General features: G+C 72.1%; 27 protein-coding genes. 11 read left to right on the top strand and 16 right to left on the bottom strand.

Features of this window, described 5'->3' with window-relative positions; genetic code table 11:
* Positions 1-100: 100 nt before the first annotated feature.
* From AC0B9F_RS14755 to AC0B9F_RS14745, 3 genes are read left to right on the top strand one after another with little or no spacing between them, the layout of a single operon-like run.
* Positions 101-1384 carry a magnesium transporter MgtE N-terminal domain-containing protein gene (locus tag AC0B9F_RS14755; protein WP_472002481.1) on the top strand — a complete coding sequence of 428 codons (1284 nt, stop codon included), beginning with the start codon at positions 101-103 and terminating at the stop codon, positions 1382-1384.
* Positions 1374-1970 carry a DUF1003 domain-containing protein gene (locus AC0B9F_RS14750; protein WP_472002479.1) on the top strand — a complete coding sequence of 199 codons (597 nt, stop codon included), beginning with the start codon at positions 1374-1376 and terminating at the stop codon, positions 1968-1970. The genes AC0B9F_RS14755 and AC0B9F_RS14750 overlap by 11 nt, the downstream gene beginning before the upstream one ends.
* A gap of 43 nt (positions 1971-2013) precedes the next feature.
* Entirely contained in the window at positions 2014-3147 is a 1134-nt protein-coding gene (locus AC0B9F_RS14745; protein WP_472002477.1) for an Mrp/NBP35 family ATP-binding protein, read from the top strand.
* A 15-nt stretch (positions 3148-3162) separates the two neighbouring features.
* Here the strand turns inward: AC0B9F_RS14745 and AC0B9F_RS14740 are convergent, their stop codons facing one another.
* The 6 genes from AC0B9F_RS14740 to sigE form a co-directional block, all read right to left on the bottom strand.
* Complete coding sequence (locus AC0B9F_RS14740) at positions 3163-4056, bottom strand: DMT family transporter (RefSeq protein ID WP_472002475.1); 894 nt, start codon at positions 4054-4056, stop codon at positions 3163-3165.
* A 163-nt stretch (positions 4057-4219) separates the two neighbouring features.
* Entirely contained in the window at positions 4220-4885 is a 666-nt protein-coding gene (locus AC0B9F_RS14735) for a hypothetical protein (RefSeq protein ID WP_472002473.1), read from the bottom strand.
* Between the two features lie 150 nt (positions 4886-5035).
* The gene (locus AC0B9F_RS14730) at positions 5036-5482 is read right to left on the bottom strand and encodes a sec-independent translocase (RefSeq protein ID WP_472002471.1); all 447 of its coding nucleotides are present in this window, start codon (positions 5480-5482) and stop codon (positions 5036-5038) included.
* 104 nt (positions 5483-5586) lie between these two features.
* Complete coding sequence (locus AC0B9F_RS14725) at positions 5587-7440, bottom strand: S1C family serine protease (protein ID WP_472002469.1); 1854 nt, start codon at positions 7438-7440, stop codon at positions 5587-5589.
* Between the two features lie 133 nt (positions 7441-7573).
* A complete protein-coding gene (locus AC0B9F_RS14720; RefSeq protein ID WP_472002467.1) occupies positions 7574-8581 on the bottom strand; it encodes an anti-sigma factor family protein in 1008 nt (335 codons plus the stop codon).
* On the bottom strand, positions 8578-9279 hold the full coding sequence (gene sigE, locus AC0B9F_RS14715; protein ID WP_472002466.1) for an RNA polymerase sigma factor SigE: 702 nt from the start codon (positions 9277-9279) through the stop codon (positions 8578-8580). The genes AC0B9F_RS14720 and sigE overlap by 4 nt, the downstream gene beginning before the upstream one ends.
* Positions 9280-9514: 235 nt before the next feature.
* Here sigE and AC0B9F_RS14710 point away from each other — a divergent pair, with 235 nt between their 5' ends.
* Positions 9515-10213 carry an O-methyltransferase gene (locus AC0B9F_RS14710; protein WP_472002964.1) on the top strand — a complete coding sequence of 233 codons (699 nt, stop codon included), beginning with the start codon at positions 9515-9517 and terminating at the stop codon, positions 10211-10213.
* Positions 10214-10352: 139 nt separating this feature from the next.
* On the opposite strand, the gene AC0B9F_RS14705 is transcribed toward AC0B9F_RS14710, so the two are convergent.
* On the bottom strand, positions 10353-10520 hold the full coding sequence (locus AC0B9F_RS14705; protein ID WP_003966491.1) for a DUF3117 domain-containing protein: 168 nt from the start codon (positions 10518-10520) through the stop codon (positions 10353-10355).
* Positions 10521-10907: 387 nt separating this feature from the next.
* Here AC0B9F_RS14705 and chcB point away from each other — a divergent pair, with 387 nt between their 5' ends.
* On the top strand, positions 10908-11711 hold the full coding sequence (gene chcB / locus AC0B9F_RS14700) for a 2-cyclohexenylcarbonyl CoA isomerase (RefSeq protein ID WP_472002464.1): 804 nt from the start codon (positions 10908-10910) through the stop codon (positions 11709-11711).
* A gap of 3 nt (positions 11712-11714) precedes the next feature.
* Here the strand turns inward: chcB and AC0B9F_RS14695 are convergent, their stop codons facing one another.
* The gene (locus AC0B9F_RS14695) at positions 11715-12299 is read right to left on the bottom strand and encodes a DNA-3-methyladenine glycosylase I (protein WP_472002462.1); all 585 of its coding nucleotides are present in this window, start codon (positions 12297-12299) and stop codon (positions 11715-11717) included.
* Positions 12296-12649 (bottom strand): DivIVA domain-containing protein, encoded by a 354-nt coding sequence (locus tag AC0B9F_RS14690; RefSeq protein ID WP_472002962.1) that lies wholly within the window; start codon positions 12647-12649, stop codon positions 12296-12298. The genes AC0B9F_RS14695 and AC0B9F_RS14690 overlap by 4 nt, the downstream gene beginning before the upstream one ends.
* A gap of 135 nt (positions 12650-12784) precedes the next feature.
* Between AC0B9F_RS14690 and folP the strand changes: the two genes are divergently transcribed.
* Positions 12785-13645: a dihydropteroate synthase gene (folP, locus tag AC0B9F_RS14685; RefSeq protein WP_472002460.1), complete on the top strand. Its 861-nt coding sequence runs from the start codon at positions 12785-12787 to the stop codon at positions 13643-13645.
* 293 nt (positions 13646-13938) lie between these two features.
* Here folP and AC0B9F_RS14680 read toward each other — a convergent pair whose 3' ends face one another.
* Both AC0B9F_RS14680 and dapE read right to left on the bottom strand, forming a co-directional pair.
* Positions 13939-14697, bottom strand: coding sequence for an LOG family protein (locus tag AC0B9F_RS14680; protein WP_472002458.1), 759 nt, complete (start codon positions 14695-14697; stop codon positions 13939-13941).
* Positions 14698-14808: 111 nt separating this feature from the next.
* Entirely contained in the window at positions 14809-15888 is a 1080-nt protein-coding gene (gene dapE, locus AC0B9F_RS14675) for a succinyl-diaminopimelate desuccinylase (RefSeq protein ID WP_472002456.1), read from the bottom strand.
* 96 nt (positions 15889-15984) lie between these two features.
* Here dapE and AC0B9F_RS14670 point away from each other — a divergent pair, with 96 nt between their 5' ends.
* On the top strand, positions 15985-16965 hold the full coding sequence (locus AC0B9F_RS14670; RefSeq protein ID WP_472002454.1) for a VldE C-terminal domain-containing protein: 981 nt from the start codon (positions 15985-15987) through the stop codon (positions 16963-16965).
* A 337-nt stretch (positions 16966-17302) separates the two neighbouring features.
* Positions 17303-17743 (top strand): ATP-binding protein, encoded by a 441-nt coding sequence (locus AC0B9F_RS14665; RefSeq protein ID WP_472002453.1) that lies wholly within the window; start codon positions 17303-17305, stop codon positions 17741-17743.
* Positions 17744-17877: 134 nt separating this feature from the next.
* Here the strand turns inward: AC0B9F_RS14665 and AC0B9F_RS14660 are convergent, their stop codons facing one another.
* Together AC0B9F_RS14660 and fdxA are read right to left on the bottom strand one after the other, a co-directional pair.
* A complete protein-coding gene (locus AC0B9F_RS14660) occupies positions 17878-18969 on the bottom strand; it encodes a bifunctional succinyldiaminopimelate transaminase/glutamate-prephenate aminotransferase (protein ID WP_472002451.1) in 1092 nt (363 codons plus the stop codon).
* A 109-nt stretch (positions 18970-19078) separates the two neighbouring features.
* Positions 19079-19399 (bottom strand): ferredoxin, encoded by a 321-nt coding sequence (fdxA, locus tag AC0B9F_RS14655; RefSeq protein ID WP_361628689.1) that lies wholly within the window; start codon positions 19397-19399, stop codon positions 19079-19081.
* A 140-nt stretch (positions 19400-19539) separates the two neighbouring features.
* Between fdxA and AC0B9F_RS14650 the strand changes: the two genes are divergently transcribed.
* Positions 19540-20547 carry a GNAT family N-acetyltransferase gene (locus tag AC0B9F_RS14650; RefSeq protein WP_472002449.1) on the top strand — a complete coding sequence of 336 codons (1008 nt, stop codon included), beginning with the start codon at positions 19540-19542 and terminating at the stop codon, positions 20545-20547.
* 7 nt (positions 20548-20554) lie between these two features.
* Entirely contained in the window at positions 20555-21421 is an 867-nt protein-coding gene (locus AC0B9F_RS14645) for a transglutaminase family protein (RefSeq protein WP_472002447.1), read from the top strand.
* A gap of 122 nt (positions 21422-21543) precedes the next feature.
* Here AC0B9F_RS14645 and AC0B9F_RS14640 read toward each other — a convergent pair whose 3' ends face one another.
* Positions 21544-22059, bottom strand: coding sequence for a hypothetical protein (locus AC0B9F_RS14640; RefSeq protein WP_472002445.1), 516 nt, complete (start codon positions 22057-22059; stop codon positions 21544-21546).
* A 99-nt stretch (positions 22060-22158) separates the two neighbouring features.
* On the opposite strand from AC0B9F_RS14640, the gene AC0B9F_RS14635 reads away from it, so the two are divergent.
* A complete protein-coding gene (locus AC0B9F_RS14635) occupies positions 22159-23046 on the top strand; it encodes an acyltransferase family protein (RefSeq protein ID WP_472002443.1) in 888 nt (295 codons plus the stop codon).
* A 7-nt stretch (positions 23047-23053) separates the two neighbouring features.
* Here AC0B9F_RS14635 and AC0B9F_RS14630 read toward each other — a convergent pair whose 3' ends face one another.
* The gene (locus tag AC0B9F_RS14630) at positions 23054-23257 is read right to left on the bottom strand and encodes a DUF397 domain-containing protein (protein ID WP_472002441.1); all 204 of its coding nucleotides are present in this window, start codon (positions 23255-23257) and stop codon (positions 23054-23056) included.
* Complete coding sequence (locus tag AC0B9F_RS14625; protein WP_472002439.1) at positions 23254-24108, bottom strand: helix-turn-helix domain-containing protein; 855 nt, start codon at positions 24106-24108, stop codon at positions 23254-23256. The genes AC0B9F_RS14630 and AC0B9F_RS14625 overlap by 4 nt, the downstream gene beginning before the upstream one ends.
* Positions 24109-24384 lie beyond the last annotated feature (276 nt).

Raw genomic sequence — 24384 nt, 5'->3', positions numbered from 1 at the left:
GACGGGCTAGCCTGAAGCCCGACTGAGCGGGCAATTGGGGAAAGACTCACCGATACCGTCACACACCCATGTAAAGACCCATGTAAAGGAGGCCCCGGTCATGGCAGGGGGCGCCCCCCGGATCTTCGTCTCGCACCTCGCCGCCGTCGCCGTGTTCGATCCGACCGGCGACCAGGTGGGGCGGGTGCGCGACCTGGTCGCCATGCTGCGCGTCGGACGCCGGCCGCCGCGGCTGCTCGGCCTGGTCGTCGAACTGGCGACCCGGCGCCGCATCTTCCTGCCCATGACCCGGGTGACCAGCATCGAGTCCGGCCAGGTCATCACCACCGGCGTACTCAACGTGCGCCGCTTCGAGCAGCGTCCCACCGAGCGGCTCGTCTTCGGCGAGCTGCTGGACAAGCGCGTCACCCTCGTCGAGACCGGCGAGGAGGTCACCGTGCTCGACCTGTCGGTGCAGCAGCTCCCCGCCCGCCGGGACTGGGAGATCGACCGTGTCTTCGTCCGCAAGGGCAAGAAGTCCAGCGCCTTCCGGCGGGCCAAGGGCGAGGCACTGACCGTCGAGTGGTCCCAGGTCACCGGCTTCTCCCTGGAGGAGCACGGGCAGGGCGCCGAGAACCTGCTCGCCACCTTCGAGCAGCTGCGCCCCGCCGACCTCGCCAACGTGCTGCACCACCTCTCCCCCAAGCGCCGCTCCGAGGTCGCCGCCGCGCTCGACGACGACCGGCTCGCCGACGTGCTGGAGGAGCTGCCGGAGGACGACCAGATCGAGATCCTCGGCAAGCTCGCCGAGGAACGCGCCGCCGACGTCCTGGAGGCCATGGACCCCGACGACGCGGCCGACCTGCTGGCCGAGCTGCCGGAGGAGGACACCGAGCGCCTGCTGAGCCTGATGCAGCCCGCCGACGCGGCCGAGATGCGCCGCCTGATGTCGTACGAGGAGCACACCGCCGGCGGTCTGATGACCACCGAGCCGATCGTGCTGCGCCCCGACGCCACCGTCGCCGACGCGCTGGCCCGGGTCCGCAACCCCGACCTGTCCCCGGCGCTCGCCGCGCAGGTGTACGTGTGCCGGCCGCCCGACGAGACGCCCACCGGCAAGTACCTGGGCACGGTCCACTTCCAGCGGCTGCTGCGCGACCCGCCGTACACCCTGGTCAGCGCGCTGCTCGACCAGGACCTGCAACCGCTGGCGCCGGACGCGGCGCTGCCCGTCGTCGCCGGGTTCTTCGCCGCGTACGACATGGTCGCGGCGCCCGTCGTCGACGAGTCGGGGGCGCTGCTGGGCGCCGTGACCGTGGACGACGTACTGGACCACATGCTGCCCGAGGACTGGCGCGAGACCGAGTTCCACCTGGGAGAGGGGGCGAACGCACATGGCACCTGACCGCGACACCACCCGCGACCGCATGCCCGCGGGGGCGACCGCGACCAGCCGCCCGCGCGCCCGGCTCGACCAGCCGCGGCCGCCGCGGCGCCGGCTGCTGCCCGAGTGGGACCCGGAGGCCTTCGGCCGGCTGTCGGAGCGGATCGCCCGGTTCCTGGGGACGGGGCGGTTCATCGTCTGGATGACCGTCGTCATCATCCTGTGGGTGGTGTGGAACGTGGCCGCACCGCCCCACCTGCGCTTCGACCACTACCCGTTCATCTTCCTGACGCTGATGCTGTCCCTGCAGGCCTCCTACGCCGCCCCGCTGATCCTGCTCGCGCAGAACCGGCAGGACGACCGCGACCGGGTCAACCTGGAACAGGACCGCAAGCAGAACGAGCGGTCCATCGCCGACACCGAGTACCTGACCCGGGAGATCGCCGCGCTGCGGATGGGCCTCGGCGAGGTCGCCACCCGTGACTGGATCCGCTCCGAGCTGCAGGACGTGATCAAGGAGCTGGAGCACCGGCAGAACGGCCACCACGCGGAGGCGGTGGTATTCCCGGCAGAACGGCCGCACGGACGTGACGTAGACGACCGGTGACGGGCATCCCGGCCGGTGGCTACCGGGCCGTACCATCGTCCTTATGGTTACGGAAGACGCGGTGCGCGAAGCGCTGGCGACGGTGAACGACCCCGAGATCAACCGGCCCATCACCGAACTCGGGATGGTCAAATCGGTGGAGATCGGCGCCGACGGCGCGGTCGCGGTCACCGTGTACCTGACGGTGTCCGGCTGCCCGATGCGCGACACCATCACCCAGCGCGTCACGGACGCGGTCTCCCGCGTCGAGGGCGTCACGCGCGTCGACGTCACGCTCGACGTGATGAGCGACGAGCAGCGCAAGGAGCTGGCGTCGGCCCTGCGCGGCGGCCAGACCGAGCGCGAGGTGCCCTTCGCCAAGCCCGGCAGCCTGACCCGCGTGTACGCGGTCGCCTCCGGCAAGGGCGGCGTCGGCAAGTCCTCGGTGACGGTGAACCTGGCGGCGGCGATGGCGGCCGACGGGCTGAAGGTCGGTGTCGTCGACGCCGACATCTACGGCCACAGCGTGCCGCGCATGCTCGGCGCGGACGGCCGTCCCACCCAGGTCGAGAACATGATCATGCCGCCGTCGGCGAACGGCGTGAAGGTCATCTCCATCGGCATGTTCACCCCGGGCAACGCCCCGGTCGTGTGGCGCGGCCCGATGCTGCACCGCGCGCTGCAGCAGTTCCTCGCGGACGTGTACTGGGGCGACCTGGACGTGCTGCTGCTGGACCTGCCGCCCGGCACCGGTGACATCGCGATCTCCGTCGCCCAGCTGGTCCCGAACGCCGAGATCCTCGTCGTCACGACCCCGCAGCAGGCCGCCGCCGAGGTCGCCGAGCGCGCCGGGTCCATCGCCGTGCAGACCCACCAGAAGATCGTCGGCGTGGTCGAGAACATGTCCGGCCTGCCCTGCCCGCACTGCGGCGAGATGGTCGACGTCTTCGGCACGGGCGGCGGCCAGACCGTCGCCGACGGCCTCACCCGCACCACGGGTGCGACGGTGCCGGTCCTCGGGTCCATCCCGATCGACGTGCGTCTGCGCGAGGGCGGCGACGAGGGCAAGCCGGTCGTGCTGACCGACCCGGACTCCCCGGCCGGCTCGGCCCTGCGCGCCATCGCGGGCAAGCTCGGCGGCCGTCAGCGGGGCCTGTCGGGGCTGTCGCTGGGCATCACGCCGCGCAACAAGTTCTGACGTTCACTCTGACGTTCACCGGGGCGGCGACGGCCTTGACGGGCTGCCGTCGCCCGCGAGCGTCTCCTGGGCGTTCGGCACGACCCGGGTCAGCCGCACGACGCCCCAGACGATGCAGCCGATGCCCAGTGCCTCGGGCACCAGCCACCAGCCGGCACGGATGTGCTCCTCGAACAGCGTGACGCCGAGCAGCAGACTGACCGTCGCGTCCCCGATCGTCAGCGCCGGCTGGGAAGCGGCCAGTGAACCGGCCTGCAGGGAGTTCTCCAGCAACAGCAGCGCCGCGCTTCCGACCAGCGCGAAGCCGTACGTCTGCCAGGTGCTCAGGAAGCCCGGCAGGCCGCCCTCGGCGAACGAGTCGCTCGCCGTCTTCAGCAGCGCCGCGGTGAGGGCGTTGCCGACGGCGGCGGCCGCCCCGAGCGCCGCGGCGCGGAACAGGGGCGGGCGGCCCGGGCGGGCGGCGACCACCGCCGCCCCCATCGCCCCCAGACACAGCGCGAGCACCGGCAGCCAGCGCACCATCGGCGCCTCGTTGCCGCCGCCGGAGGGCGCGGCGCAGGCGAGGATCAGCGCCAGTCCGGTGACCACCGCGGCCACCGCCCACCAGCCCGGGGCCGGCATCCTGCGGCCCATCAGCCGGGCGGCGATCAGCAGCGCGAAGGGCAGCTCCAGGATGAACAGGGGCTGCACCAGCGCCATCGGCCCGTTCAGCAGCGCGAGCGCCTGGCAGGTCGCGGACGCCAGCACCCCGGCGATACCGATCAGCCAGACCGGACGCCGCGCCAGGGCCAGCAGCAGGCGCAGTCCGCCACCGCTCGGGACGGACGAGGCGGCCTTGCGCTGGAACGCCGTACCCACGGCATTGCACGCCGCTCCCATCACGGCGAAGGTCGCGGCCACGAGGATCACATGTCCACCATGCCCGACCCCGACCGCCACGTCCTGCCGGAACCGTCACGCGGCGCCGCATGGGCGGACCGTACGGCCAGTTTGTGCGGCCTCGCCCCGGCCGGGCGGGGCGGACGGGGCCCCCGCACACGGCCGGGCCGACGGGACCCGTGAACGTCCGCCGTCAGGCGTACGTGGCGATGTCCTTGATCACGGCGAAGCCGAGGCCGTACGCGCTCATGCCACGGCCGTACGCGCCCAGGTGCACGCCCTGCTGGGTGGTGCCGGCGAGGACCCAGCCGAACTCGGACTCCCGGTAGTGGAACGGCGTCGGCACGCCGTCCACCGGCAGGGACAGCGTGGACCAGTCCTCGCCGTCGAGGTCGTCGGCCAGCACCCAGGCCGTCTCCGTCTGCTGCTCCAGCCAGTCGTCGCGCAGGGTGTGGTCCATCTGGCCGGGCCAGGTGAACGACAGCAGCCCGACCCCGGCCAGCCACGCCGCCGAGGAGACGGACGTCGCCTCCAGCAGCCCCGTGCCGTCGGCGCTGCGCCGGGAGGGGTGCGCGGCGACGGTGACCACCACGGCGAACTTCTCCCGCGGCTCACCGGCCGCACCGCTCTCGCCCCGCACCGAGGGCTCGTCACCGTGCCCGATCGAACCGTGCTCGACGGCCCCGTCGGCCGCCGTTCCCACCTGCATCAGCCAGCGCGGCCCGGTGAACGCCTCGTCGAGGCCGTACCACGGGAAGGGCGCGCGCAGGTAGCCGTCGACCGTGCGCCGTGCGGAGGGAACCTGCTGTCCACCCTCCGCAGCCGGCGACTGCGCGACTGCCCGACTCGTCGTCTCCATGCCCGGACGCCTCCTCGCTCTCGTCGGACCGGAACGGCCCGCCCCCCTTCGGGCGTACTCGTCCGATCCGCACAACAACTCGGCAGCATATCCATCTCACCGCGGGCAGCCGGGAATCCGCCCGGCGCGTGGGTCGCGCGGGCGGCGCGTTCAGGTCGCGTCGGCGTCGAACGGCGGGCGGTCGTCCTTGCCGCCGTCCTCGGGCTTCTTGGTCATGTCGACCCGGCCGGAGGCGGTGGCGGCCGGGGAGCCGTTGGCGGCGGCGATCTCGGTGTCGCGGCTGTGCACCGCGTCCGTGACCTCGGCCATCTCCTTCTTCAGGTCGAAGCCGTTGCGGATCTCCTTCAGCCCCAGGTCCTCGTTCTCCATCTGCTTGCGGATGAACGTCTTGGGGTTGAGGTCCTCGAACTCGAAGTCCTTGAACTCCGGTCCCAGTTCCTGCCGGATGTCCTGCTTCGCGCTCTCCGAGAACTCGCGGATCTTCCGGATCGTCCGCATGACGTCCTGGATGACCTTGGGGAGCTTGTCGGGACCGAAGACGAGCACAGCGAGCACGATGATGGTCACCACCTCGAGTGGTCCTATGTCATTGAACACCTGTAGCTCCTTGCGATGTCCTCGGCCGGGTCCACGGTACCTGTCCGACCTGTCCGACCGGTACCGTCCCGGGGTGAGGTTTGCGTCAGTGGCGCGAGGGGAGTTCAGTCTCCGCCGGCCGTGCCCAGGACCAGTGAAACCTTTCGCTCCTGTCCGCCTCGCTCGATCGTCAGCTCCAGGCGGTCGCCGGGGCGGTGCGCGCGGGTCCTGACGATCAGTTCCTCGCCGGAGTGGACTCCCTGGCCGTCGACCGCGGTGATCACGTCGCCGGGCCTGATCCCCGCCTTGGCGCCGGGTCCGCCCGGGGTGACGGAGGGGCCGCCGCCGTCGCCCTGCGCGCCAACGCGGGCGCCGTCGCCGGTGTACTCCATGTCGAGCGTGACGCCGATGACCGGGTGTGTGGCGTGTCCGGTGTTGATCAGTTCCTCGGCGACGCGTCGGCCCTGGTTGATCGGGATGGCGAAGCCGAGGCCGATGGAACCGGCCTGCCCGCTGCCCTCCGCGTCGGCGCCGCTGTCGGCGGAACGGATGGCGGAGTTGATGCCGATGACCCGGCCCCGGGAGTCCAGGAGCGGGCCGCCGGAGTTGCCGGGGTTGATCGGCGCGTCGGTCTGCAGGGCGTCGACGTACGACACATCGCTCCCGTCGCCCTTCTCCCCGCCCGCGGTGATCGGCCGCTCCTTGGCGCTGATGATGCCGGAGGTCACGGTGCCCGCCAGGTCGAAGGGCGCGCCGATGGCGACGACGGGATCACCGACCCGGACGTTGCCGGAGTTGCCGAGCGGCATGGGCTTCAGCCCCTTGACCCCGCTGACCTGCACGACGGCGAGGTCGTAGCCGCTGTCCCGGCCGACCACCTTGGCCTTGGCGGACTGTCCGCCGTTGAACACGACGGTTATCTCGCCGCCGGTGCCGGCCGGCTGCACGACGTGGTTGTTGGTGAGGATGTGCCCGCGCGTGTCCAGGACGAAGCCGGTGCCGGTGCCCTGCTCCTCGCTGCCGGTGACGTGCAGGGTGACCACGCTCGGCAGCGCGCGGGCGGCGATCCCGGCGACGCTGTCCGGGGCGCGGCCGGTCGGCTCGCCCCCGGCCTGCGGCAGCTCAACGGACGCGCCGAACCCGCCGTTGCGCTCCAGGTACGCGCCGACCACACCGCCGACGCCGCCGCAGACGAGCGCCACCGCGAGTACGACGACCAGGGCCGACCGCCGCTGCTTACGACGGCGCTGCTCCTCGGTGTCGACGGCGGCACCGGTCTGCTGAAGGGGTGCCTGCGCGCCGGCGGCGGTGTGCGGGGGCGCACCGGCCGCGGCCCAGGGGTCGTAGCGGTGCCAGGGGTCGGTGGGGGGCGGGGGGTCCTGAGGGGCGGCGTCCTGGGGGGCGGGGACGCCCGGCACCGGGCCGTGCGGGGACCCGGCGGGCAGCGGCGCGGCTACGGGTCCTGGTGGGGGCGCGGGGGTGGGTCCGGGGGCCGGCGGGGGCGGGGGTGCGGGCGCGGTCAGCGTGCTGTGCGCGGGGGCTACCGCCGGGACGGCCGGGACTGCCGGCACCGCCGGTGCTGCCGATGCCGCCGATGCCGCCGGGTGCTGGACCGGTGGAGCCGGTGCCCAGGGGCCCGGTTCTCCGTAGGGAGGGGTGCTGTAAGGGTCGGGCTCGTGCAGCGGCTCGGGCCCTGCCGCAGGGGCCGCCGGGGCCGCAGGGATCGCATCCCCGCCAGCCGGGACCGGCTCGCTCAGGACCGGCTCGCTCAGTTCGTAGTCCCGGTCGGCCGGCGCCTCCAGTGCCCGCTCGCCCGCCCCGGCGTCGCCGGTCGCATGGGTCCGCGGCCGGGCCAGTTCGAAGTCGGCGTCGGACTCCCGGGCCGTGTCGGACTCCGGGGCCGCGTCGGACTCCTGGGCCGCGTCGGGCCCGGTGTTCCGTCCCTCGGACGGACCCTGCGTGGGCTTCCCCTCGTTCATGCTCTCCCCACGGGTGGCCGCGGCACGGCTCGTCGGCGGCGGCCGCGGATGGTCGAACCCCGCGCCCCGGGCGTGCCGAGGGCGCGGCTGATCTGGATTCAACCAGGTTCGCGGGCCCGCCGCGCAGGGGTCGTCAGGGGGAGGACGTGGCGGAAGGCGACGCGGAGGGGGACGCCGGGCCACCGGAGGCCGACAGGGACAGCACTCCCGGCGCCGTCACCGAGGGCACCGCGGACAGCGGGGACAGCGGAGACGGCGTGGTCAGCGCGATGGGCGCCGTGACGCTGAGCGGGCGTATCAGCGGTGACATGGCGGCCGCACCGGCCATGACGGGCGTGGTCAGCGTGCGCACCACGTCCTGGACGGTGCCCGGAGCCGGCAGGCGGCCCGGCAGCAGCGGCGCGGACAGCGTCGTGGGCGCCGCCGTGGTGCCCGCGAACGTGCCCAGGCCGCTCTGCGCCGACAGCGGTGTCGCACCGCGACGGCGCTGGCTCTCCGGGGTCGGCGCCGCGCCCGCGCTCTGGGAGCCGGCCGGGGTGACATTGCTGCCGGCGCCGGCCCGGGTGTCCGCGCCGGCCGGGCCGCCGGTGGTGACACCGCCCAGGGCGATCGCGGCCAGCGACACGGCCCCGGCCGCGACGAACGCGAACCGCAGGCCCCGCGAGGGGCCGGCCTCGCCCCGGCCGACGGGGTGGATGCGGAAACCGTGCTCGGCCGGCATCGGCACCGCGGCGGCGTGTCCGTGTCCCGGCCCGCGGCCCGGCGTGTAGTCGAAGTCGAACGGCGCGCCGCCGCCCCGCTTCGCACCGAAGACCCCGAACGCCCCGGAGCGTCCCGGGAGGCCCGCGGAGAATCCGCCGAGCCCTGCACCGCCGAACGGCGAGCCGCCGCCGTCGGGGTCACCTCCCCCGGGGAGCCCCTGGAGACGGGCCAGGAAACTCTCGGACGGGGGCGGCGGGGCCACCTCTGCGAAGACGTTCTTCAGACGGCGCTGCGCGTCGACCTCCGCCTTGCACTTCGGGCAGGTCGCCACGTGCGCCAGGACGCGCTCACGCGTGTCATGACCGAGCTCGCCGTCCACCAGGGCGGAGAGTCGGTCTCCCAGGTGCTGCTCTGCCGGGTTGGGACGTGATCCACTCACGCGGTGGCGCCCCCTCCCCCCAGCACGGGCACGCGGGCCATCAGGGAGCGGCGCTCCCGGGCCTCGGGCGAGCGGTGGGCGAGCGCCTTGCGCAGCTGGGAGCGGCCCCGGTGGATGCGCGAGCGGACCGTGCCGAGCTTGACGCCGAGGGTCGCGGCGATCTCCTCGTAGCTCAGCCCCTCGATGTCGCACAGGACGACGGCGGCGCGGAACTCCGGCGCGAGCGTGTCCAGCGCCTGCTGGATGTCGGCGTCGAAGTGGGCGTCGTTGAAGACCTGCTGCGGGGAGGGCTCCTTGCTGGCCAGCCGCTCGGCCGCGTCCTCGCCGAGGGAGTCGAAACGGATGCGCTGCTTGCGGCGCACCATGTCCAGGAAGAGGTTGGTGGTGATGCGGTGCAGCCAGCCCTCGAAGGTGCCCGGCGAGTACGTCGACAAGGAGCGGAAGACGCGGACGAAGACCTCCTGCGTGAGGTCCTCGGCGTCGTGCTGGTTGCCGGTGAGGCGGTAGGCGAGGCGGTACACCCGGCCGCTGTGCGTGCTGACGATCTCCTCCCAGGTGGGCGGAGTCCACGCCTGGCCGTCCGCGTCGGTGGAGAAGGTCGCGGTCTGGCCGGCGGTGAAGCCTGCGGCGTGGCTGGTGTCAGCAGTGTCGGTCACGGATTTCGGCCTGCCCGCCGATCCGAGGAAGCGCCGCAGCACTCCTCCCCGATCCTCGGGCGCGGCCGCACCTCCCCTGTCAGCTCTGGTGGTGTCCAGTGGAGCCCCTACCATAGCCACCTCGCCCGTTAGGACCGGATAAGCGGTTTTACGAGAATTTGATCTGTGCTGATACGGCTCATACGGCTGCGTCAGCACTTGCTCGGCGCCCCGCGCCGCATCGTGATCCAACTGTGTCCCCCCGGTGCGTCTCCCACCCTTCTAAACGCCCGGTCCCATCTGCGGGTTCCCGGGCCCAACGGATACAGTCACGCCGAGGCAACCATGGGGACAGGAGAGGGTCATTACCGGCAACCGGCAGACGGACTGGGCGTTCGCCGACGCCTTTGTCGCCGAGGACGACGCGCTGCTGTGGGCCCGCGACCGGGCCCGTGAGGCGGGGCTGCGTTCGGTGTCGCCCGGCACGGGCTCGGCCCTGCGGTTGCTCGCCGCCACCGTGGACGCCAAGGCGGTCGCGGAGATCGGCACCGGCTGCGGCGTCTCCGGCATCCATCTGCTGTACGGCATGCGTCCCGACGGCGTGCTGACCACCGTCGACCCCGAGCCGGAGCACCAGCAGTTCGCGCGGCAGGCCTTCCGCGCCGCCGGGTTCGCCAGCAACCGGGCCCGTTTCATCCCCGGCCCGGCCCTCGACGTCCTGCCGCGCCTCGCGGACTCCGGCTACGACCTCGTCTTCTGCGACGGCGACCGGCTGGAGTTCCTGGACTACCTCGCTGAATCGTTGCGCCTGCTGCGCCCCGGCGGCCTGGTGGTGTTCGAGGGCGTCTTCGCGGCCGGCCGCACGGTCGACTCCGGTCCGCAGCCCACCGAGGTCATACGCATCCGGGAGCTGCTGCGCGCGGTGCGCGAGAGCCAGGATCTGGTGCCCTCGCTGCTGCCGGTCGGGGACGGCCTGCTGTGCGCGGTCAAGCGCTGAACCGCTGACCCGCTGACCCGCCCGCCGCTGGGAACGCCGGACTTCCCTGCGATGGCATGTGGCTCTCACCTGCGCAAACGGCCGCCCCGGCACCCGCTTGGGGCGCCGGGGCGGCCGAAAGGATATGGTCGCTTGCGCGTCAGCCGACGACCTTCTTGAGGGCGTCGCCGAGGGCGTCGGCCTCGTCCGGGGTCAGCTCGACGACGAGCCGACCGCCGCCTTCGAGCGGAACGCGCATGACGATGCCCCGCCCCTCCTTGGTCACCTCGAGCGGGCCGTCGCCCGTCCGCGGCTTCATGGCCGCCATGCTCGTTCCCCTTCCTGAAACCAGCTCATCGTCAAAGCCGACGGCCCGTGAAGGGCAGGCGCGGATCCCCTGCCCGAATGGACCGAGGACACGCGACACCGGCATCGAACACATTGCTTCCCAGCCATTATCCCGCATCTCAGGACCCGATGACCAACATCAGCCCGCATCGCTTGGACAACGCGCGCGAGCAAAACCACTCAATTCGGCGATGTGCCTGCGATACTGCTCGACCGCGCGGACAGCCCCCGAGTGCGCCGTGCGTGGAATTGTTTGACGCACCTCACATGTCCGGCCCGGTCCACCGCCGGTGATCTCCGCCATGCTGTCCTTCGTACATCGGCGTACCGAGCAGTACGCCGTGCCGCGACACCGGAGGGATGCGCCATGGCCGACACCGTGCTCTACGAGGTGAGCGACGGGCTCGCGACGATCACGCTGAACCGCCCGGAGGCGATGAACGCGCTGGACATCGCGACCAAGGTCGCCCTCCGGGAGGCGGCCGAGTCCGCGGCCGGTGACAGCGCCGTACGGGCGATCCTGCTCACCGCGGCCGGGGACCGGGCGTTCTGCGTGGGCCAGGACCTCAAGGAGCACATCGGGCTGCTGGCCGCGGACCGGGAGTCCGGCTCGGGGCAGACGATGAGCACGGTCAAGGAGCACTACAACCCGATCGTGCGGGCCCTGGCCGGCGCGCCGAAGCCGGTGGTGGCCGCGGTCAACGGCGTCGCGGCCGGTGCGGGCCTCGGCTTCGCGCTCACCGCGGACTACCGGATCGTCGCGGAGACGGCCGCGTTCAACACGTCCTTCGCGGGCGTCGCGCTCACCGCGGACTCCGGCGTCTCATGGTCCCTGCCCCGCGTGGTCGGCCCCGGCCGCGCCGCCGACCTGCTGCTCTTCCCGCGCACCATCTCCGCCCAGGAGGCGTACGAGCTGGGTATCGCCAACCGGCTGGTGCCGACGGCCGACCTGCGCGCGGAGGCGGAGAAGCTGGCGCGGCAGCTGGCGCAGGGGCCGACGGTGGCGTACGCGGCGCTGAAGGAGTCGGTGGCGTACGGCCTGACGCACTCCCTGGCCGAGACGCTGGAGAAGGAGGACGAGCTGCAGGCGCGTGCGGGGCAGTCCGAGGACCACGCGATCGCGGTGCAGGCCTTCGTCAACAAGGAGAAGCCGAAGTACCTGGGCCGGTAGGGCTCACCGGCGGCGCGCGACGCAGTCGGTCAGGTGGTCGTCGACCAGGCCGCACGCCTGCATCAGGGCGTACGCCGTCGTCGGGCCGACGAAGCGCAGGCCGCGCTTCTTCAGCGCCTTGGACAGGGCCGTCGACTCGGGGGTGACCGCGGGCACGTCGGCGAGGGTTCTGGGGGCCGGGCGGCCGCCCGCGTCCGGGGCGTGCGACCAGATGAGGTCGTCGAGCTCGCCGGGCTGCCACTCGGCGAGCACGCGCGCGTTGGCGAGCGTGGCGTCGATCTTGGCTCGGTTGCGGATGATGCCGGCGTCGCCCAGCAGCCGTTCGCGGTCGCCGTCGTCGAAGGCGGCGACCTTGGCGATCTCGAAGCCGGCGAAGGCGGCGCGGAAGCCGGGGCGGCGGCGCAGGATGGTGATCCAGGACAGGCCGGACTGGAAGGCTTCCAGGGCGAGCCGTTCGAAGAGGGCGTCGTCGCCGTGGACCGGGCGGCCCCACTCCTCGTCGTGGTACGGCACGTACTCCGGCGCGGACAGCGCCCACGGGCAGCGCCGGGCGCCGTCCGGACCGGCGAGTGCGATGCCCGTGGTCACTGCTCCTCCTGCTGCTGCTCGGGCTTGTCCATCGGCACGCGGGTGGCCGCCGCCCGCGCACCGGCCAGCGCGGACTCCAGGTCGGCGATCCGGGCGTCGCGCTCGGCGAGTTCGGCGGCGACCCGGTTGAGCGCGTCGTCGACGTCGGCCATGCGGTAGCCGCGGGCGGCGAGCGGGAAGCGGAGGCCGTCGATGTCGGCGCGGGTGACGGGGCGGTCCGGGGGCAGCGGGTCGTGGAGCCGCTCGGGGGCCGCCTCCGGCAGCGGGCCGGTGCCCTCGCCGCCGCCCACCACGGCGAGCGTCACCGCGCCGACCACGACGGCGAGCGCGACGACCAGGAACAGGAACATAACCATCGCCGGCAACCCCACGTTCGGTGTCTTTCAGTGTCAGGGTCCGATCGTGCCATGCGACGCTGACAGTTAGGGTCACAGGCGGCGTAAGACCAGGCAGAAGCCACGACGTACGACGAGAGGTCACAGCGGATGCTCAGGCTGGGCAGGCGGGAATTCGGCGCGCACGAGCCGGTGATCATGGCGATCGTGAACCGGACCCCGGACTCCTTCTACGACCAGGGCGCGACGTTCCGCGACGAGCCGGCCCTCGCGCGCGTGGAGCAGGCGGTGACCGAGGGCGCGGCGATCATCGACATCGGCGGGGTGAAGGCCGGGCCGGGCGAGGAGGTCGGCGCCGAGGAGGAGGCCCGGCGCACGGTCGGCTTCGTGGCCGAGGTGCGGCGGCGGTTCCCGGACGTGGTCATCAGTGTGGACACCTGGCGCGCGGAGGTCGGCGAGGCGGTCTGCGCGGCGGGGGCGGATCTGCTGAACGACGCGTGGGGCGGCGTCGATCCTGGCCTCGCGGAGGTCGCGGCGCGGTACGGGGTGGGGCTGGTGTGCACGCACGCGGGCGGCGTGCAGCCGCGGACGCGGCCGCACCGGGTGGCGTACGACGACGTCATGGCCGACATCCTTCAGGTGACCGTGGGGCTCGCCGAGCGCGCGGCGGCGCTGGGGGTGCCGCGGGAATCGATCCTGATCGACCCGGGGCACGACTTCGGCAAGAACACCCGGCACAGCCTGGAGGCCACGCGGCGGCTGGACGAGATGGTCGCGACGGGGTGGCCGGTGCTGGTGTCGCTGTCCAACAAGGACTTCGTGGGCGAGACGCTGGACAAGCCGGTGAAGGAACGGCTGCTGGGGACGCTGGCGACGACGGCGGTGTCGGCGTGGCTGGGGGCGCAGGTGTACCGGGTGCACGAGGTCGCGGAGACCCGGCAGGTCCTGGACATGGTGGCGTCCCTCGCGGGGTGGCGTCCGCCGGCGGTGGCGCGGCGGGGGTTGGCGTAGGGGTCGGCCGAGGGCTCCGCCGGTTGCCGGGTTCGGTCGGCTGCGGGTGCCGTCCTCTGGGGCTCCGCCCCAGACCCCGGGGGTGCTGTCCCACCCATCCACCCGTCTCGCTTGCACAGGAGCCACCGCCACGGGACTCCGCCACGGACTCCGGCGCCAGGAGCTCCATGCCTTGCACGCCAGGACCCCGGCATCCGCCGTCAGGCCGGGCTCCTCCCGGCCGCATCGAGGAGCACTCGCCGTGCATGGGCGTGAGGCACGCGCGCCTCCGGGATGGGATACGTCGCTCTCACCTACCGTCCCGCCTCCTTCGACACCAGGGCCACCGCCTCGTCCACGTCGTCCGTGACGTGGAACAGCAGCAGGTCCGCCTCCGACGCCTTGCCCTGGGCGACCAGGGTGTTCTTCAGCCAGTCGACCAGGCCGCCCCAGTACTCGGTGCCGAACAGGACGATCGGGAACTGTGTGACCTTCTGGGTCTGGACCAGGGTCAGCGCCTCGAAGAGCTCGTCCAGCGTGCCGAGCCCGCCGGGCAGGACGACGAAGCCCTGCGCGTACTTGACGAACATCATCTTGCGGACGAAGAAGTAGCGGAAGTTGAGCCCGATGTCGACGTACGGGTTCAGCCCCTGCTCGAAGGGCAGCTCGATACCCAGCCCCACCGACGTGCCGCCCGCCTCGCACGCGCCCTTGTTGGCGGCCTCCATGGCGCCGGGGCCGCCGCCCGTGATCACCGCCCAGCCGGCCTCCACGAGCGCGCGTCCGAGCCGTACGCCCGCCTCGTACTCGGGTGAGCCCACCGGTGTGCGGGCGGAGCCGAAGACGCTGATCGCGGGTGGGAGTTCGGCCAGCGTGCCGAAGCCCTCGATGAACTCCGACTGGATGCGCAGCACCCGCCAGGGGTCGGTGTGCACCCAGTCGGAGGGGGCACGCTCGTCCAGCAGCCGCTGGTCCGTCGTGCTGGCCTGCACCTTGTCCCGTCGCCGGAGGACCGGTCCGAGCCGCTTCTCGTCCGGCGGGATCTTCTTCCCCTCGGGGTTCCCGGTCGGCATGTGCGCTCCCTCCGTCGTGCGGTCCGTGCACCTCAGCGTAGATCCCCGCAGGTTACGGCTGAGGGACCTGAATATGTCCGCCGCGCTGCGTCGTAAACACGGCCAAACGGGTCATGCGGACAGCCAGGCCCGCAGGCGCTCCTCCCCGGCGAGGATCTTCGCCGTCTCCACGCGCTCGTCCCGCTTGTGCGCCAGGATCGGATTGCCCGGACCGTAGTTCACCGCCGGGACGCCGAGCGCGCTGAAACGGGCGACGTCCGTCCAGCCGAACTTGGGCTTCGGAGTGCCGCCCACCGCGTCGATGAAGGCCCGCGCGGCCGGGTGCGACAGGCCGGGCAGCGCGCCGCCGCTGTGGTCGTCGATCACGAACTCGTCCACACCGCAGTCCGCGAACACCTCCCGCACATGGGCGACGGCCTCCTCCTCACTGCGGTCCGGGGCGTAACGGAAGTTGACCGTCACCACACAGGCATCGGGGATCACATTGCCCGCGACCCCGCCGGAGACCGCCACCGCGTTCAGGCCCTCGTGGTACTCCAGGCCGTCGATGACCGGCCGGCGCGGCTCGTAGGCGGCCAGCTTCGCGAGGATCGGCGCCGCCGCGTGGATGGCGTTGGAGCCCATCCAGCTGCGCGCGGAGTGCGCGCGCTCGCCGCTCGTCCTCAGCAGCATCCGCAGCGTGCCCTGGCAGCCGCCCTCGACCTCGCCGTCGGACGGCTCCAGCAGTACAGCGAAGTCGCCCTCCAGCCACTCCGGGTGCGCCTCGGAGATGTGCTTGAGGCCGTTCAGCTCGGCGGCGACCTCCTCGTTGTCGTAGAAGACGAAGGTCAGGTCGCGGTTCGGGGCCGGCACGGTGGCCGCGATGCGCAGCTGCACCGCGACGCCCGCCTTCATGTCGCACGTGCCGCAGCCCCACAGCACGCCGTCCTCGTCCAGCCGGGAGGGCACGTTGTCGGCGATCGGCACGGTGTCGATGTGGCCGGCGAGGATGACCCGCTCGGCACGGCCGAGGTCCGTGCGCGCCACCACGTTGTTGCCGAAGCGGTCCACCGTCAGGTGCGGCAGTGCACGCAGCGCGCTCTCGATCGCGTCCGCGAGCGGCTTCTCCGTACCGCTCTCGGAGGGGAAGTCGACCAGCTGCGCGGTGAGCGCGGCGGCGTCCAGCGTGAGGTCAAGCGGGGTGTCGGCCATGGGTCCGACCCTATCCCGCGCCCCCGGCCGCCCGCGGGTTCCGCGGTGTGCGAACCCCTGGCCGGGCCCACGGCCCCCTCCAGTAACTTGTACGACGTGCCAGAGCCGTCCCCCACTTCCCCCAGGCGTCGCAGCCGTCTCCTGCGTCTCGGCGCGGCCGTCGTGGTGCTGTGCGCGGTCGCCGCCTACCTCGTGGTGCAGTACGTCACCGGAGGCGCCGGCGCCCCGGCCTGCAAGGTGGTCTCGGGCAAGGGCGACGGGGCGACGTACGCGTTCAGCCCCGAGCAGGCGGTGAACGCGGCGACGATCGCGGCCGCCGGTACCAACCGGGACCTGCCCGAACGCGCCGTGACGATCGCCCTCGCCACCGCGCTGCAGGAGTCCGGGCTGCGCAACATCGCCCACGGTGACCGCGACTCCCTCGGTCTGTTCCAGCAGCGGCCCTCGCAGGGCTGGGGCAGCGAGCGGCAGATCATGGACCCGACGTACGCGGCGGGCGTCTTCTACGAGCACCTGGTCAAGGTCCCGGACTACGCCGAGCTGCCGCTCACGGTGGCCGCGCAGCGCGTGCAGCGCAGCGGCTACCCGGAGGCGTACGCCAAGCACGAGCCGGATGCGGCGCTGCTCGCCGCGGCCCTGACCGGGCAGTCCGCGGCCACGCTGACCTGCACCGGCCGCCCCGGCGCGAACGCCACGGCCGGCCCGGACGCGGTGCGGGCCGCGCTGGTGCGGGACTTCGGGCGGGGCGCCTTCCAGGAGACCGGCGCGGAGGTCGGCGCCAAGGGCCGGCCGGCGCCGTCGCCGTCGGTGAGCGCCGAGGCCGACGGGCGGACGGTGAGCGTGCCGGTGCCCGCCGGGGACGCCCGGCGCGGCGTGCGCGAACGCGGCTGGCAGCTGGCCCACTGGGCGGTGGCCAACGCCTCCGCGCTGCACATCCGGCGCGTGACGTACGCGGGGCGTGAGTGGAGCGCCGGGAACACCGACAGCGCGTGGCGCGCGGCCGCCCCAGGAGCGGACACGGCGGCGGACGCGTCCCCGGACACCGACGCGGCGGTCCGGATCGTCACTGCTCAGTAGTACGGGCATTCACTCGCAGGAGTTACTCGGCGGGGTTTCGGCGGGTGCGGTGCGCAGGTTTTCGCGCCGTCACCCCCGTACCTGCGAAATCCCTTGGGAACACAGGGGCGGAAGGTTTCGGCGGACTTTCGCACCGGGCTCTCTTTGCCCGTTTTTATCCGCAGCCGATAATGCGACGCATTGCCAACTCTTTGCGTTGCCGATCCGCAACCTTCGCGGGCTTCGAGCGGTAGTCATGGCGTCCGACCCCGAACGATCACAGCCAGTCGATCGGCCAACTCACGGGTCCGGACGGCCAGTTCAGCGTTTCACCGATCTCTCCCGTCGAAGGAGCATCATGTCCCTCCCCCTGACCCGCCGGATCGCCCGCGCCGCGCTGCTCGTCGCTGCAGGAGCGGCCGCCGGGGTCGGTGCGGCCGGCTCCGCCAGCGCGGCCCCCTCCCTGCCCGCCGCCCCCAACCTGGGCGGGCTGACGGCTCTGGACGGTGCGAGCGTCGCCAACCAGGCCGACAGCGCGCTGCAGCACTCCTCCGCCGCCGCGGGCGAAACCAGCGGCAAGGCGGTCCAGCAGGCGGTGCCGGCCGCGGGCAAGACCGGCGGCAGCGCGGTGAAGAAGCTGACCCCGGTGGCCCAGAAGGCGGCCGGTGAGGCGGCCGGTTCGGCGGGTGGCCTGCTCGGCGACACCGCCAAGACCGCGACGCAGGGCGGCCTGCCGACGGACGCGCTCACCAAGGGCGCGCCGTCCCTGCCGGTGGGCGGCCTGCCGCTGGGCGGCTGACGGTCCGCTGTACGGCTTGACCGGCTGGTACGGCGACGGGGCCTGGGGATGTTCCCTGGGCCCCGTCGCCGCGTGCTGTGCCACCGCGTACTGCGTCAGGCGCTGAGCCGTGCCAGAGCCGTGTCGGAGCCCTCTCAGAGGCGGGCCACCGCGGCGGCCACCCGCTCGTCCGTCGCCGTGAGGGCCACGCGGACGTACGTCTCGCCCGCCGTGCCGTAGAAGTCGCCCGGGGCGACCAGGATGCCCAGGTCGGCGAGGTGGGCGACCGTGTCCCAGCAGGACTCGTCACGGGTGGCCCACAGGTAGAGGCTGGCCTCGCTGTGCTCGATGCGGAAGCCGTGCTTCAGCAGCGCGGTGCGCAGGGCCTCGCGGCGGGCGGCGTAGCGCTCGCGCTGCACGCGCACGTGCTCGTCGTCGCCGAGGGCCGCGACGACGGCCGCCTGGGTCGGGGCCGACGTCATCATGCCGCCGTGCTTGCGGATCTCCAGCAGCGGGCCGAGGACGGCCGGGTCGCCGGCGAGGAACGCGGCGCGGTAGCCGGCCAGGTTGGAGCGCTTGGACAGCGAGTGGACGGCGACGATGCCGTCGTACGAGCCGCCGTTGACGTCCGGGTGCAGGACGGAGACCGGGTCGGCCTCCCAGCCCAGCTCCAGGTAGCACTCGTCGGAGAAGACGAGGACGCCGTGCTCGCGGGCCCAGGCCACGATCCGCGTCAGCTCGTCCTTGGCGAGGACCTTGCCGGTCGGGTTGGACGGCGAGTTCAGCCAGAGCAGCTTCAGCCCGGTCGGGTCGAGCTCGGTCGGGTCGTCGTAGACCTCGTGGTCCGCGCGGGCCAGGCGGGCGCCCACCTCGTACGTCGGGTAGGCGAGGCGCGGGAAGGCGACCCGGTCGCCGGGGCCGAGGCCCAGCTGGGTCGGCAGCCAGGCGACCAGTTCCTTGGAGCCGACGATGGGCAGCACGTGCCGGTGCGTCACCCCGCGGGCGCCCAGGCGCCGCTCGACCCAGCCGGTGATCGCGTCGCGCAGCGCCGGCGTGCCCCAGACCGTCGGGTAGCCCGGCGAGTCGGCGGCGTCGATCAGGGCCTTCTGGATCAGCTCGGGCACCGGGTCGACGGGCGTGCCGACGGAGAGGTCGACGATGCCGTCCGGGTGGGCCGCGGCCGTCTTCTTGTAGGGCTCCAGCTTGTCCCAGGGGAAGACCGGGAGCCGGTCGGAGACTGCGGACACGGATCTTGCTCGCTTTCGTCGGTTCGGCAAACGCCTCGGTCCCGCACGGCGATCAGAAGGTGATCGGGGCCGTGCGGGACCGAGGCGGCGCTTCAGAGGCGGCCGGGTGTCAGCCGTTCTGCGGCGGGAGCGCGGCGATGACGGGGTGGTCCCGCTCGATCAGCCCCAGCTTGCTCGCACCGCCCGGGGAGCCGAGCTCGTCGAAGAACTCGACGTTCGCCTTGTAGTAGTCCTTCCACTCCTCCGGAGTGTCGTCCTCGTAGAAGATCGCCTCGACCGGGCAGACCGGCTCACAGGCACCACAGTCGACGCATTCGTCCGGGTGGATGTACAAGGACCGCTGGCCCTCGTAGATGCAGTCGACCGGGCACTCCTCGATGCACGCCTTGTCCTTGACGTCGACACAAGGCTGCGCGATGACGTAGGTCACGCTGTCGTTCCTCCTCGATAGGGCGCTGGCGGGCCTCCTCAGGCTCCGCCGCCTGGCGCGCGGGAGCGCGGCGTCGTCGATGCCCGCCCCTAGTATCTCCGTTCCTGGGCATGATCCGAACAGGAGGGGTGAACTGACCAGTGGAAATCTCCGCCACCGGGCGCCTCGAGGTCCGTATCACCACTGCTGACGTGGGCAAACGGGTCTCGGTGCGACGCCTGAACGACACCGGCGTGGCTGGCGAGAAATTCACCGACACGGTCGGTGTTCTCACATCATGGAACGACGGTGTGCTGCTGATCACACAGAAGAACGGGGAGACCGTCCGGATCGCGGAATCCTCGCTGGTCGCGGGGAAGGTGATCCCGGCCGCCCCGGCGCGTCGCCGCGGCCCCGCAGCCTCCTACGAGGAGCTGGCGCACGTCTCCACGCGCGCGTGGCGTCCGCTGGAGAGCGAGCGGCTGGGTGAGTGGGAGCTGCGGGCCGCCGCCGGATTCACCCGGCGGGCCAACTCGGCCCTGCCGCTCGGCGACCCCGGTCTGCCCCTCGACGAGGCGCTGACGGCCGTACGACGCTGGTACGGCGCACGCGGCCTGCCCGCCTACGTCCAGACCGCGACCGGCGCCGAGGGCACCCAGGAGGTGCTGTGCGCGGAGCTGGACCGGCGCGGCTGGGTACGCGAGGTGAGCGCCGAGCTGTGGATCGGGGGGCTGGCGCCGGTCGCCGATCTCGCCGAGCCCACCGGGGTCGTACTGTCTCGGCGGGCCGACGAGGCGTGGCTGGCCCGCTACCAGCGCAAGGGGGTGAGCGAGGTGGCGCTGACGGTGCTGCACAGCGGCCCGTCGGTGTGGTTCGCGACCGTCCCCGGGGAGGCGGGTGAGCCGCCGGCGGCGATCGGCCGCTGCGTGGTGGACGGCCGCTGGGCGGGTTTCGCGGCCGTCGAGGTGGACCCGGCGCGGCGGCGGCAGGGGCTGGCGACCGTCGTCATGGCCGCGCTGGCCCAGCGGGCGCTCGACGAGGGCGCGTCGGCCGCGTGGCTCCAGGTCGAGACGGACAACGCGGCGGCGCGGGGCCTGTACGCCGGGATGGGCTTCGCGGCGCACCATGCGTACCACCACTACCGCGAGCCGGTTTCCGGGAAGGCGTGATCCGCTGATGCGCCGCCCTCTGTTCCCTCCCCCGTTCCCTCCGCCGCCCGACCGTGCCGCCGAGCTGCACCGCCGGTTCGCGGCCGAGGCGCGGGCCGAGCGGCCCGACCTGTCCGCGCTGTGCCTGCTGATCGGCGCGGTGGCGGACGGCTCGCTGGACGAGGACGGCCTGGACGCGGCCCAGATCGAACTGGACGACCTGGCCGGGCAGCTCCCGTTCCGCCCCGGCTCCCCGGCGGCCTGGGCGGACGCGCTCCACCGCGTGCTCGGCCGGCGCCTCGGCTTCCACGGCACGCCGGGCGATTACAACCGCCTGGAGTCGTCGCTGCTGCACGAGGTGCTGCGCCGCCGTCGGGGCCTGCCGATCCTGCTGTCGGTGGTGTGGATGGAGGTCGCGCGCCGCGCCGGGGCGCCGGTGTACGGCGTGGCCCTGCCGGGTCACTTCGTGGTCGGCTTCGGCCCCGAGCAGGACCAGGTCCTCGCCGACCCCTTCGACCACGGGCGCGTCCTCACGGGCCCGGACGCGGAACTCCTGGTCGTCGGCGCGACGGGTGCCACTTTGCATCCGTCCCACCTGGCCCCCGCCGACCCGCTGGACGTCATCCTGCGCATCCTGAACAACATCCGCGCCTGGGCGGCGGCCCGCCCGGAACGCTCGGACGTCTCCCTGTGGGCGGTAGACCTCTCCCTCCTCCTCCCCTCCCACCCGGCCCGCCTCCGCCAGGAACGCGCGGAGGTCCTCATCCGCCGAGGCGATTTCACAGCGGGCGCGGCGGAATTGGAGGCGTACGCGGAGGTGGTGGCAGCGGTGGACGAAACGGCGGCGGAACGGCTGCGAGGGGAGGCCCGGGCGGCTCGGGCGTTGCTGAACTGATCTGCCTTCCGGCGTAGCAGACCAGGGCCACTTCCCGCACTGGTCAGGAGTTACAGCCAGAGCCTTCAAGGAGGGTGCGTGGCCGACGTCCCCCAGCCGGACACTCACCCTCATCAGCTACGTCATGTGCTGCTCCTGGTGACCGACTGCAGCACTGTGCACTCGCAGTTCCAGGATGGCAGGTCCTGCCGGACCTGATCGAGTTCGCGCCCCGGATAACTCGGTGGCGCTTCTGGAATCCCGTGGGCTTCCAAGAGGTAGAAGTCCGCACGATACCCGCCGACAAAATGCTCGCCGTCGGGGAAGAATTGCAGCTCCAATCTCAATCCGCCATCGGCGTCCACGGAAGGCAGACTGGACATCACGGAGAACGCCATCAGCTTCTGTTGCTGTGGCGATCCGCTCCAGTGGAACGACCGTAGGCCCCGAATGACGAGGAGCGCTGCGTTGCCCGTGGGATAGTACGACGCAGTGCGCATGTCGAAGAGCAGCGCCGCACGATTCGCAGTCGGGCACACCCTGCAATCCAACAGTTGCGCGTCCTGCAGGGCGTCTTCTTCCGTCAGCGGGTCCCAGCCGATGGGTTCCGAGGCTTGATGGAAATGCTGGGACGTGAAGAGGTGCTCGATAAGAGTCATGGGATCGGAATGTGCCAGTAGGGGTCGGATTTGGTTACAGTTTGTCCCGTCCACGGATTGATGAACTGACCGCCTTCGTTGATATAGGTGATGTATCCGTTGGGATATGGGTGCGGCCCGCTGGTCACCGGGAACGGCCCCCACGGACCGCTGGGCTACCTGAAGGCCAACTGGGCCCTCTCCACGAAGCAGCAGGACATATCCCGGATCATGGCCGACGCGACCGCAACGGGAGACATCCACGCCCCGTCCTTCAACGGCGCTCTGTGGAGCCTCCGTTACGAGGTGATGTGCTACGTCGGCGTCGCGGTCCTCGCCGTCACCGGCATCCTCACCCGCGCCCGCCGCGCCATCCTGGTCATCACGGCCATCCTCGGCTGGCTGGTCATACGTCACGCCACCAGGAGCCCGTTCTGGGCCGGCCAGTACGACTCCCACTACCTGCACGACGTGCATCTGCCCTTCATGGGCCAGATCGGCGTCTCCTTCATGATCTACCTGGGCTTCGCCTTCGGTCTCGGCGCGCTCATCGAGGTCGCCCGCCATCGAATACCCGTCAGCGACCCCCTGGGTGTCGCGTCGTTGGCCATACTCGTCGGCAGCCTCCACTACGGCTACCTCTTCACCGTCGGCATACCGGCCTTCGCCTACCTGCTGGTCTGGCTCGCCGTCCGCCTCCCGGCTCCCTTCCGCCGCATCGGAGCCCGCAACGACTACTCGTACGGCATCTACATCTACGGCTTCCCCGTCCAGCAGACCCTCGCCCTGCTCGGCTGGACCCGGTGGGGCATCGGCGCCTACCTCGCCCTCACCCTGGTCTTCACCGTCCTGCTCGCCGCCGCCTCCTGGCACCTCGTCGAACGTCCCGCCCTGCGCTGGAAGGACATCGGCAAGGGACGCCGCGGCAGGCCCACTGCCGCCTCCCGGCCCGTCCAGAGGCACGTGCCGGAGCAGCGCACCGCCGATGCCACGGCGGGCCAGCGGTAACGCCCGCTCAGCCGACCAGGGACACGAACCCCGTCCACGCCTCCGGCGTGAAGGTGAGGCGGGGGCCGGGCGTGTGCTTGGAGTCTCGGATGTGGACCGTGTCGGGGGTGGTGGCCATCTCCACGCAGGAGTCGCCCTCGCTGCTGCTGCTGTAGCTGCTCTTGAACCAGTCCAGCTCGGTGGCGTCCCCGGCCGACGTGTCGCGGATCATGTGTCCCCCAGCAGTTGCTCGATGAAGGCCCCCGACTCACGCGGGGTCAGCGCCTGGGCCCGGATGATGCCGTAGCGCAGCTCAAGGATACGGAGCTGCCTCGGCTCGGACACCGGGCGGCCGTTGGCCACCACCGGGGACCGGCCCACGGCCGTACCGTCCTCGAATTTCAGGACCTCGATCCCGCCGGCCAAACCCGCGTGTTCCTCTCGGTCCATCGGCATCACCTGGAGCTCGACGTTGCGCAACTGTGCCGTCGTTGCCAGGTGTTCCAGCTGGCGGCGCAGCACCTGCTTCCCGCCCAGCGGGCGGCGTAGCGTCCACTCCTCCAGGACGAAGCTGAGTTCCGGCGCCGGGTCCCGCTCGAAGACCGACTTGCGCGCAACCCGTGCCGCGATGAACCGGTCGATCTCGTCCTCGGTGTACGCGGGGCGCCGCATCCGCAGCAGGGCGCGTGCGTACTCCGGTGTCTGGAGCAGGCCGTGGACGTTCAGCGGGTCGTACAGCTGGAGTTCGACCGCGCGGGCCTCCATCTGGGCCAGGTCACGCACCTTCTTCGGGTACCGGACCTTCCTCACGTCCTCCTTCATCGCCGAGAGCAGGCCGCCCGCCCCCAGCACCTCGTCCGCCTTGTCCAGGTACTCGGGCCGGGGAATCCGCTCTCCGCGCTCGATCTTGTACACCATGTCCTCGCCGTAGCCGACGGCCGTCGCGAACTCGCCCGCCTTCATCCCGACGGCCTCGCGCCGCAGCCGTAACTGCCGTCCCACCGTGGCGACGACCGCCAGGGCCCAGTCGTCGTCCGGGTCCACTTCCCAGCCCGGCTCGTCCACCTCGACGTCCACCGACATGCGCCACCCTCCCCTTCGGTCACCACACGTGATCGGTTCGTCACTCATCACGGTAGCGGTGTCCGGCCACGCTGAGTGACCGGAATCGGAAAGGCCGCGCGTCCACCGGCACGCGGGAATCCGTGCTCCGGTGCCGTGGGCGGTCTCCTACAAGGACCACCGTGGGGAAAGGACCTCGCCAAGCCCCACCCCTCCCGCCCAGGGAGCGCAGCTCACTCTCGCGGGTGAACATCGTCAAGTGGGCTGGATTCGGGGCCACTTCACTGCTCTACGCTC

This window comes from Streptomyces sp. NPDC097129, assembly GCF_055668065.1.
The sequence above is the reverse complement of the archived record's forward strand: the minus strand, read 5'-3'. Positions and strand labels throughout refer to the sequence as shown.

What these genes read in the sequence shown, in the direction of transcription:
- AC0B9F_RS14680 (WP_472002458.1), bottom strand. Translation starts at nt 14,697, where the DNA reads ATGCCGACCGGGAACCCCGAGGGGAAGAAGATCCCGCCGGACGAGAAG.
- AC0B9F_RS14705 (WP_003966491.1), bottom strand. Translation starts at nt 10,520, where the DNA reads ATGGCGGCCATGAAGCCGCGGACGGGCGACGGCCCGCTCGAGGTGACC.
- AC0B9F_RS14735 (WP_472002473.1), bottom strand. Translation starts at nt 4,885, where the DNA reads ATGGAGACGACGAGTCGGGCAGTCGCGCAGTCGCCGGCTGCGGAGGGT.
- AC0B9F_RS14630 (WP_472002441.1), bottom strand. Translation starts at nt 23,257, where the DNA reads ATGATCCGCGACACGTCGGCCGGGGACGCCACCGAGCTGGACTGGTTC.
- AC0B9F_RS14750 (WP_472002479.1), top strand. Translation starts at nt 1,374, where the DNA reads ATGGCACCTGACCGCGACACCACCCGCGACCGCATGCCCGCGGGGGCG.
- AC0B9F_RS14645 (WP_472002447.1), top strand. Translation starts at nt 20,555, where the DNA reads ATGCGCCGCCCTCTGTTCCCTCCCCCGTTCCCTCCGCCGCCCGACCGT.
- AC0B9F_RS14690 (WP_472002962.1), bottom strand. Translation starts at nt 12,649, where the DNA reads ATGTTCCTGTTCCTGGTCGTCGCGCTCGCCGTCGTGGTCGGCGCGGTG.
- AC0B9F_RS14745 (WP_472002477.1), top strand. Translation starts at nt 2,014, where the DNA reads ATGGTTACGGAAGACGCGGTGCGCGAAGCGCTGGCGACGGTGAACGAC.
- folP (WP_472002460.1), top strand. Translation starts at nt 12,785, where the DNA reads ATGCTCAGGCTGGGCAGGCGGGAATTCGGCGCGCACGAGCCGGTGATC.
- AC0B9F_RS14640 (WP_472002445.1), bottom strand. Translation starts at nt 22,059, where the DNA reads ATGACTCTTATCGAGCACCTCTTCACGTCCCAGCATTTCCATCAAGCC.
- AC0B9F_RS14665 (WP_472002453.1), top strand. Translation starts at nt 17,303, where the DNA reads ATGTCCCTCCCCCTGACCCGCCGGATCGCCCGCGCCGCGCTGCTCGTC.
- chcB (WP_472002464.1), top strand. Translation starts at nt 10,908, where the DNA reads ATGGCCGACACCGTGCTCTACGAGGTGAGCGACGGGCTCGCGACGATC.
- AC0B9F_RS14755 (WP_472002481.1), top strand. Translation starts at nt 101, where the DNA reads ATGGCAGGGGGCGCCCCCCGGATCTTCGTCTCGCACCTCGCCGCCGTC.
- AC0B9F_RS14625 (WP_472002439.1), bottom strand. Translation starts at nt 24,108, where the DNA reads ATGTCGGTGGACGTCGAGGTGGACGAGCCGGGCTGGGAAGTGGACCCG.
- dapE (WP_472002456.1), bottom strand. Translation starts at nt 15,888, where the DNA reads ATGGCCGACACCCCGCTTGACCTCACGCTGGACGCCGCCGCGCTCACC.
- AC0B9F_RS14725 (WP_472002469.1), bottom strand. Translation starts at nt 7,440, where the DNA reads ATGAACGAGGGGAAGCCCACGCAGGGTCCGTCCGAGGGACGGAACACC.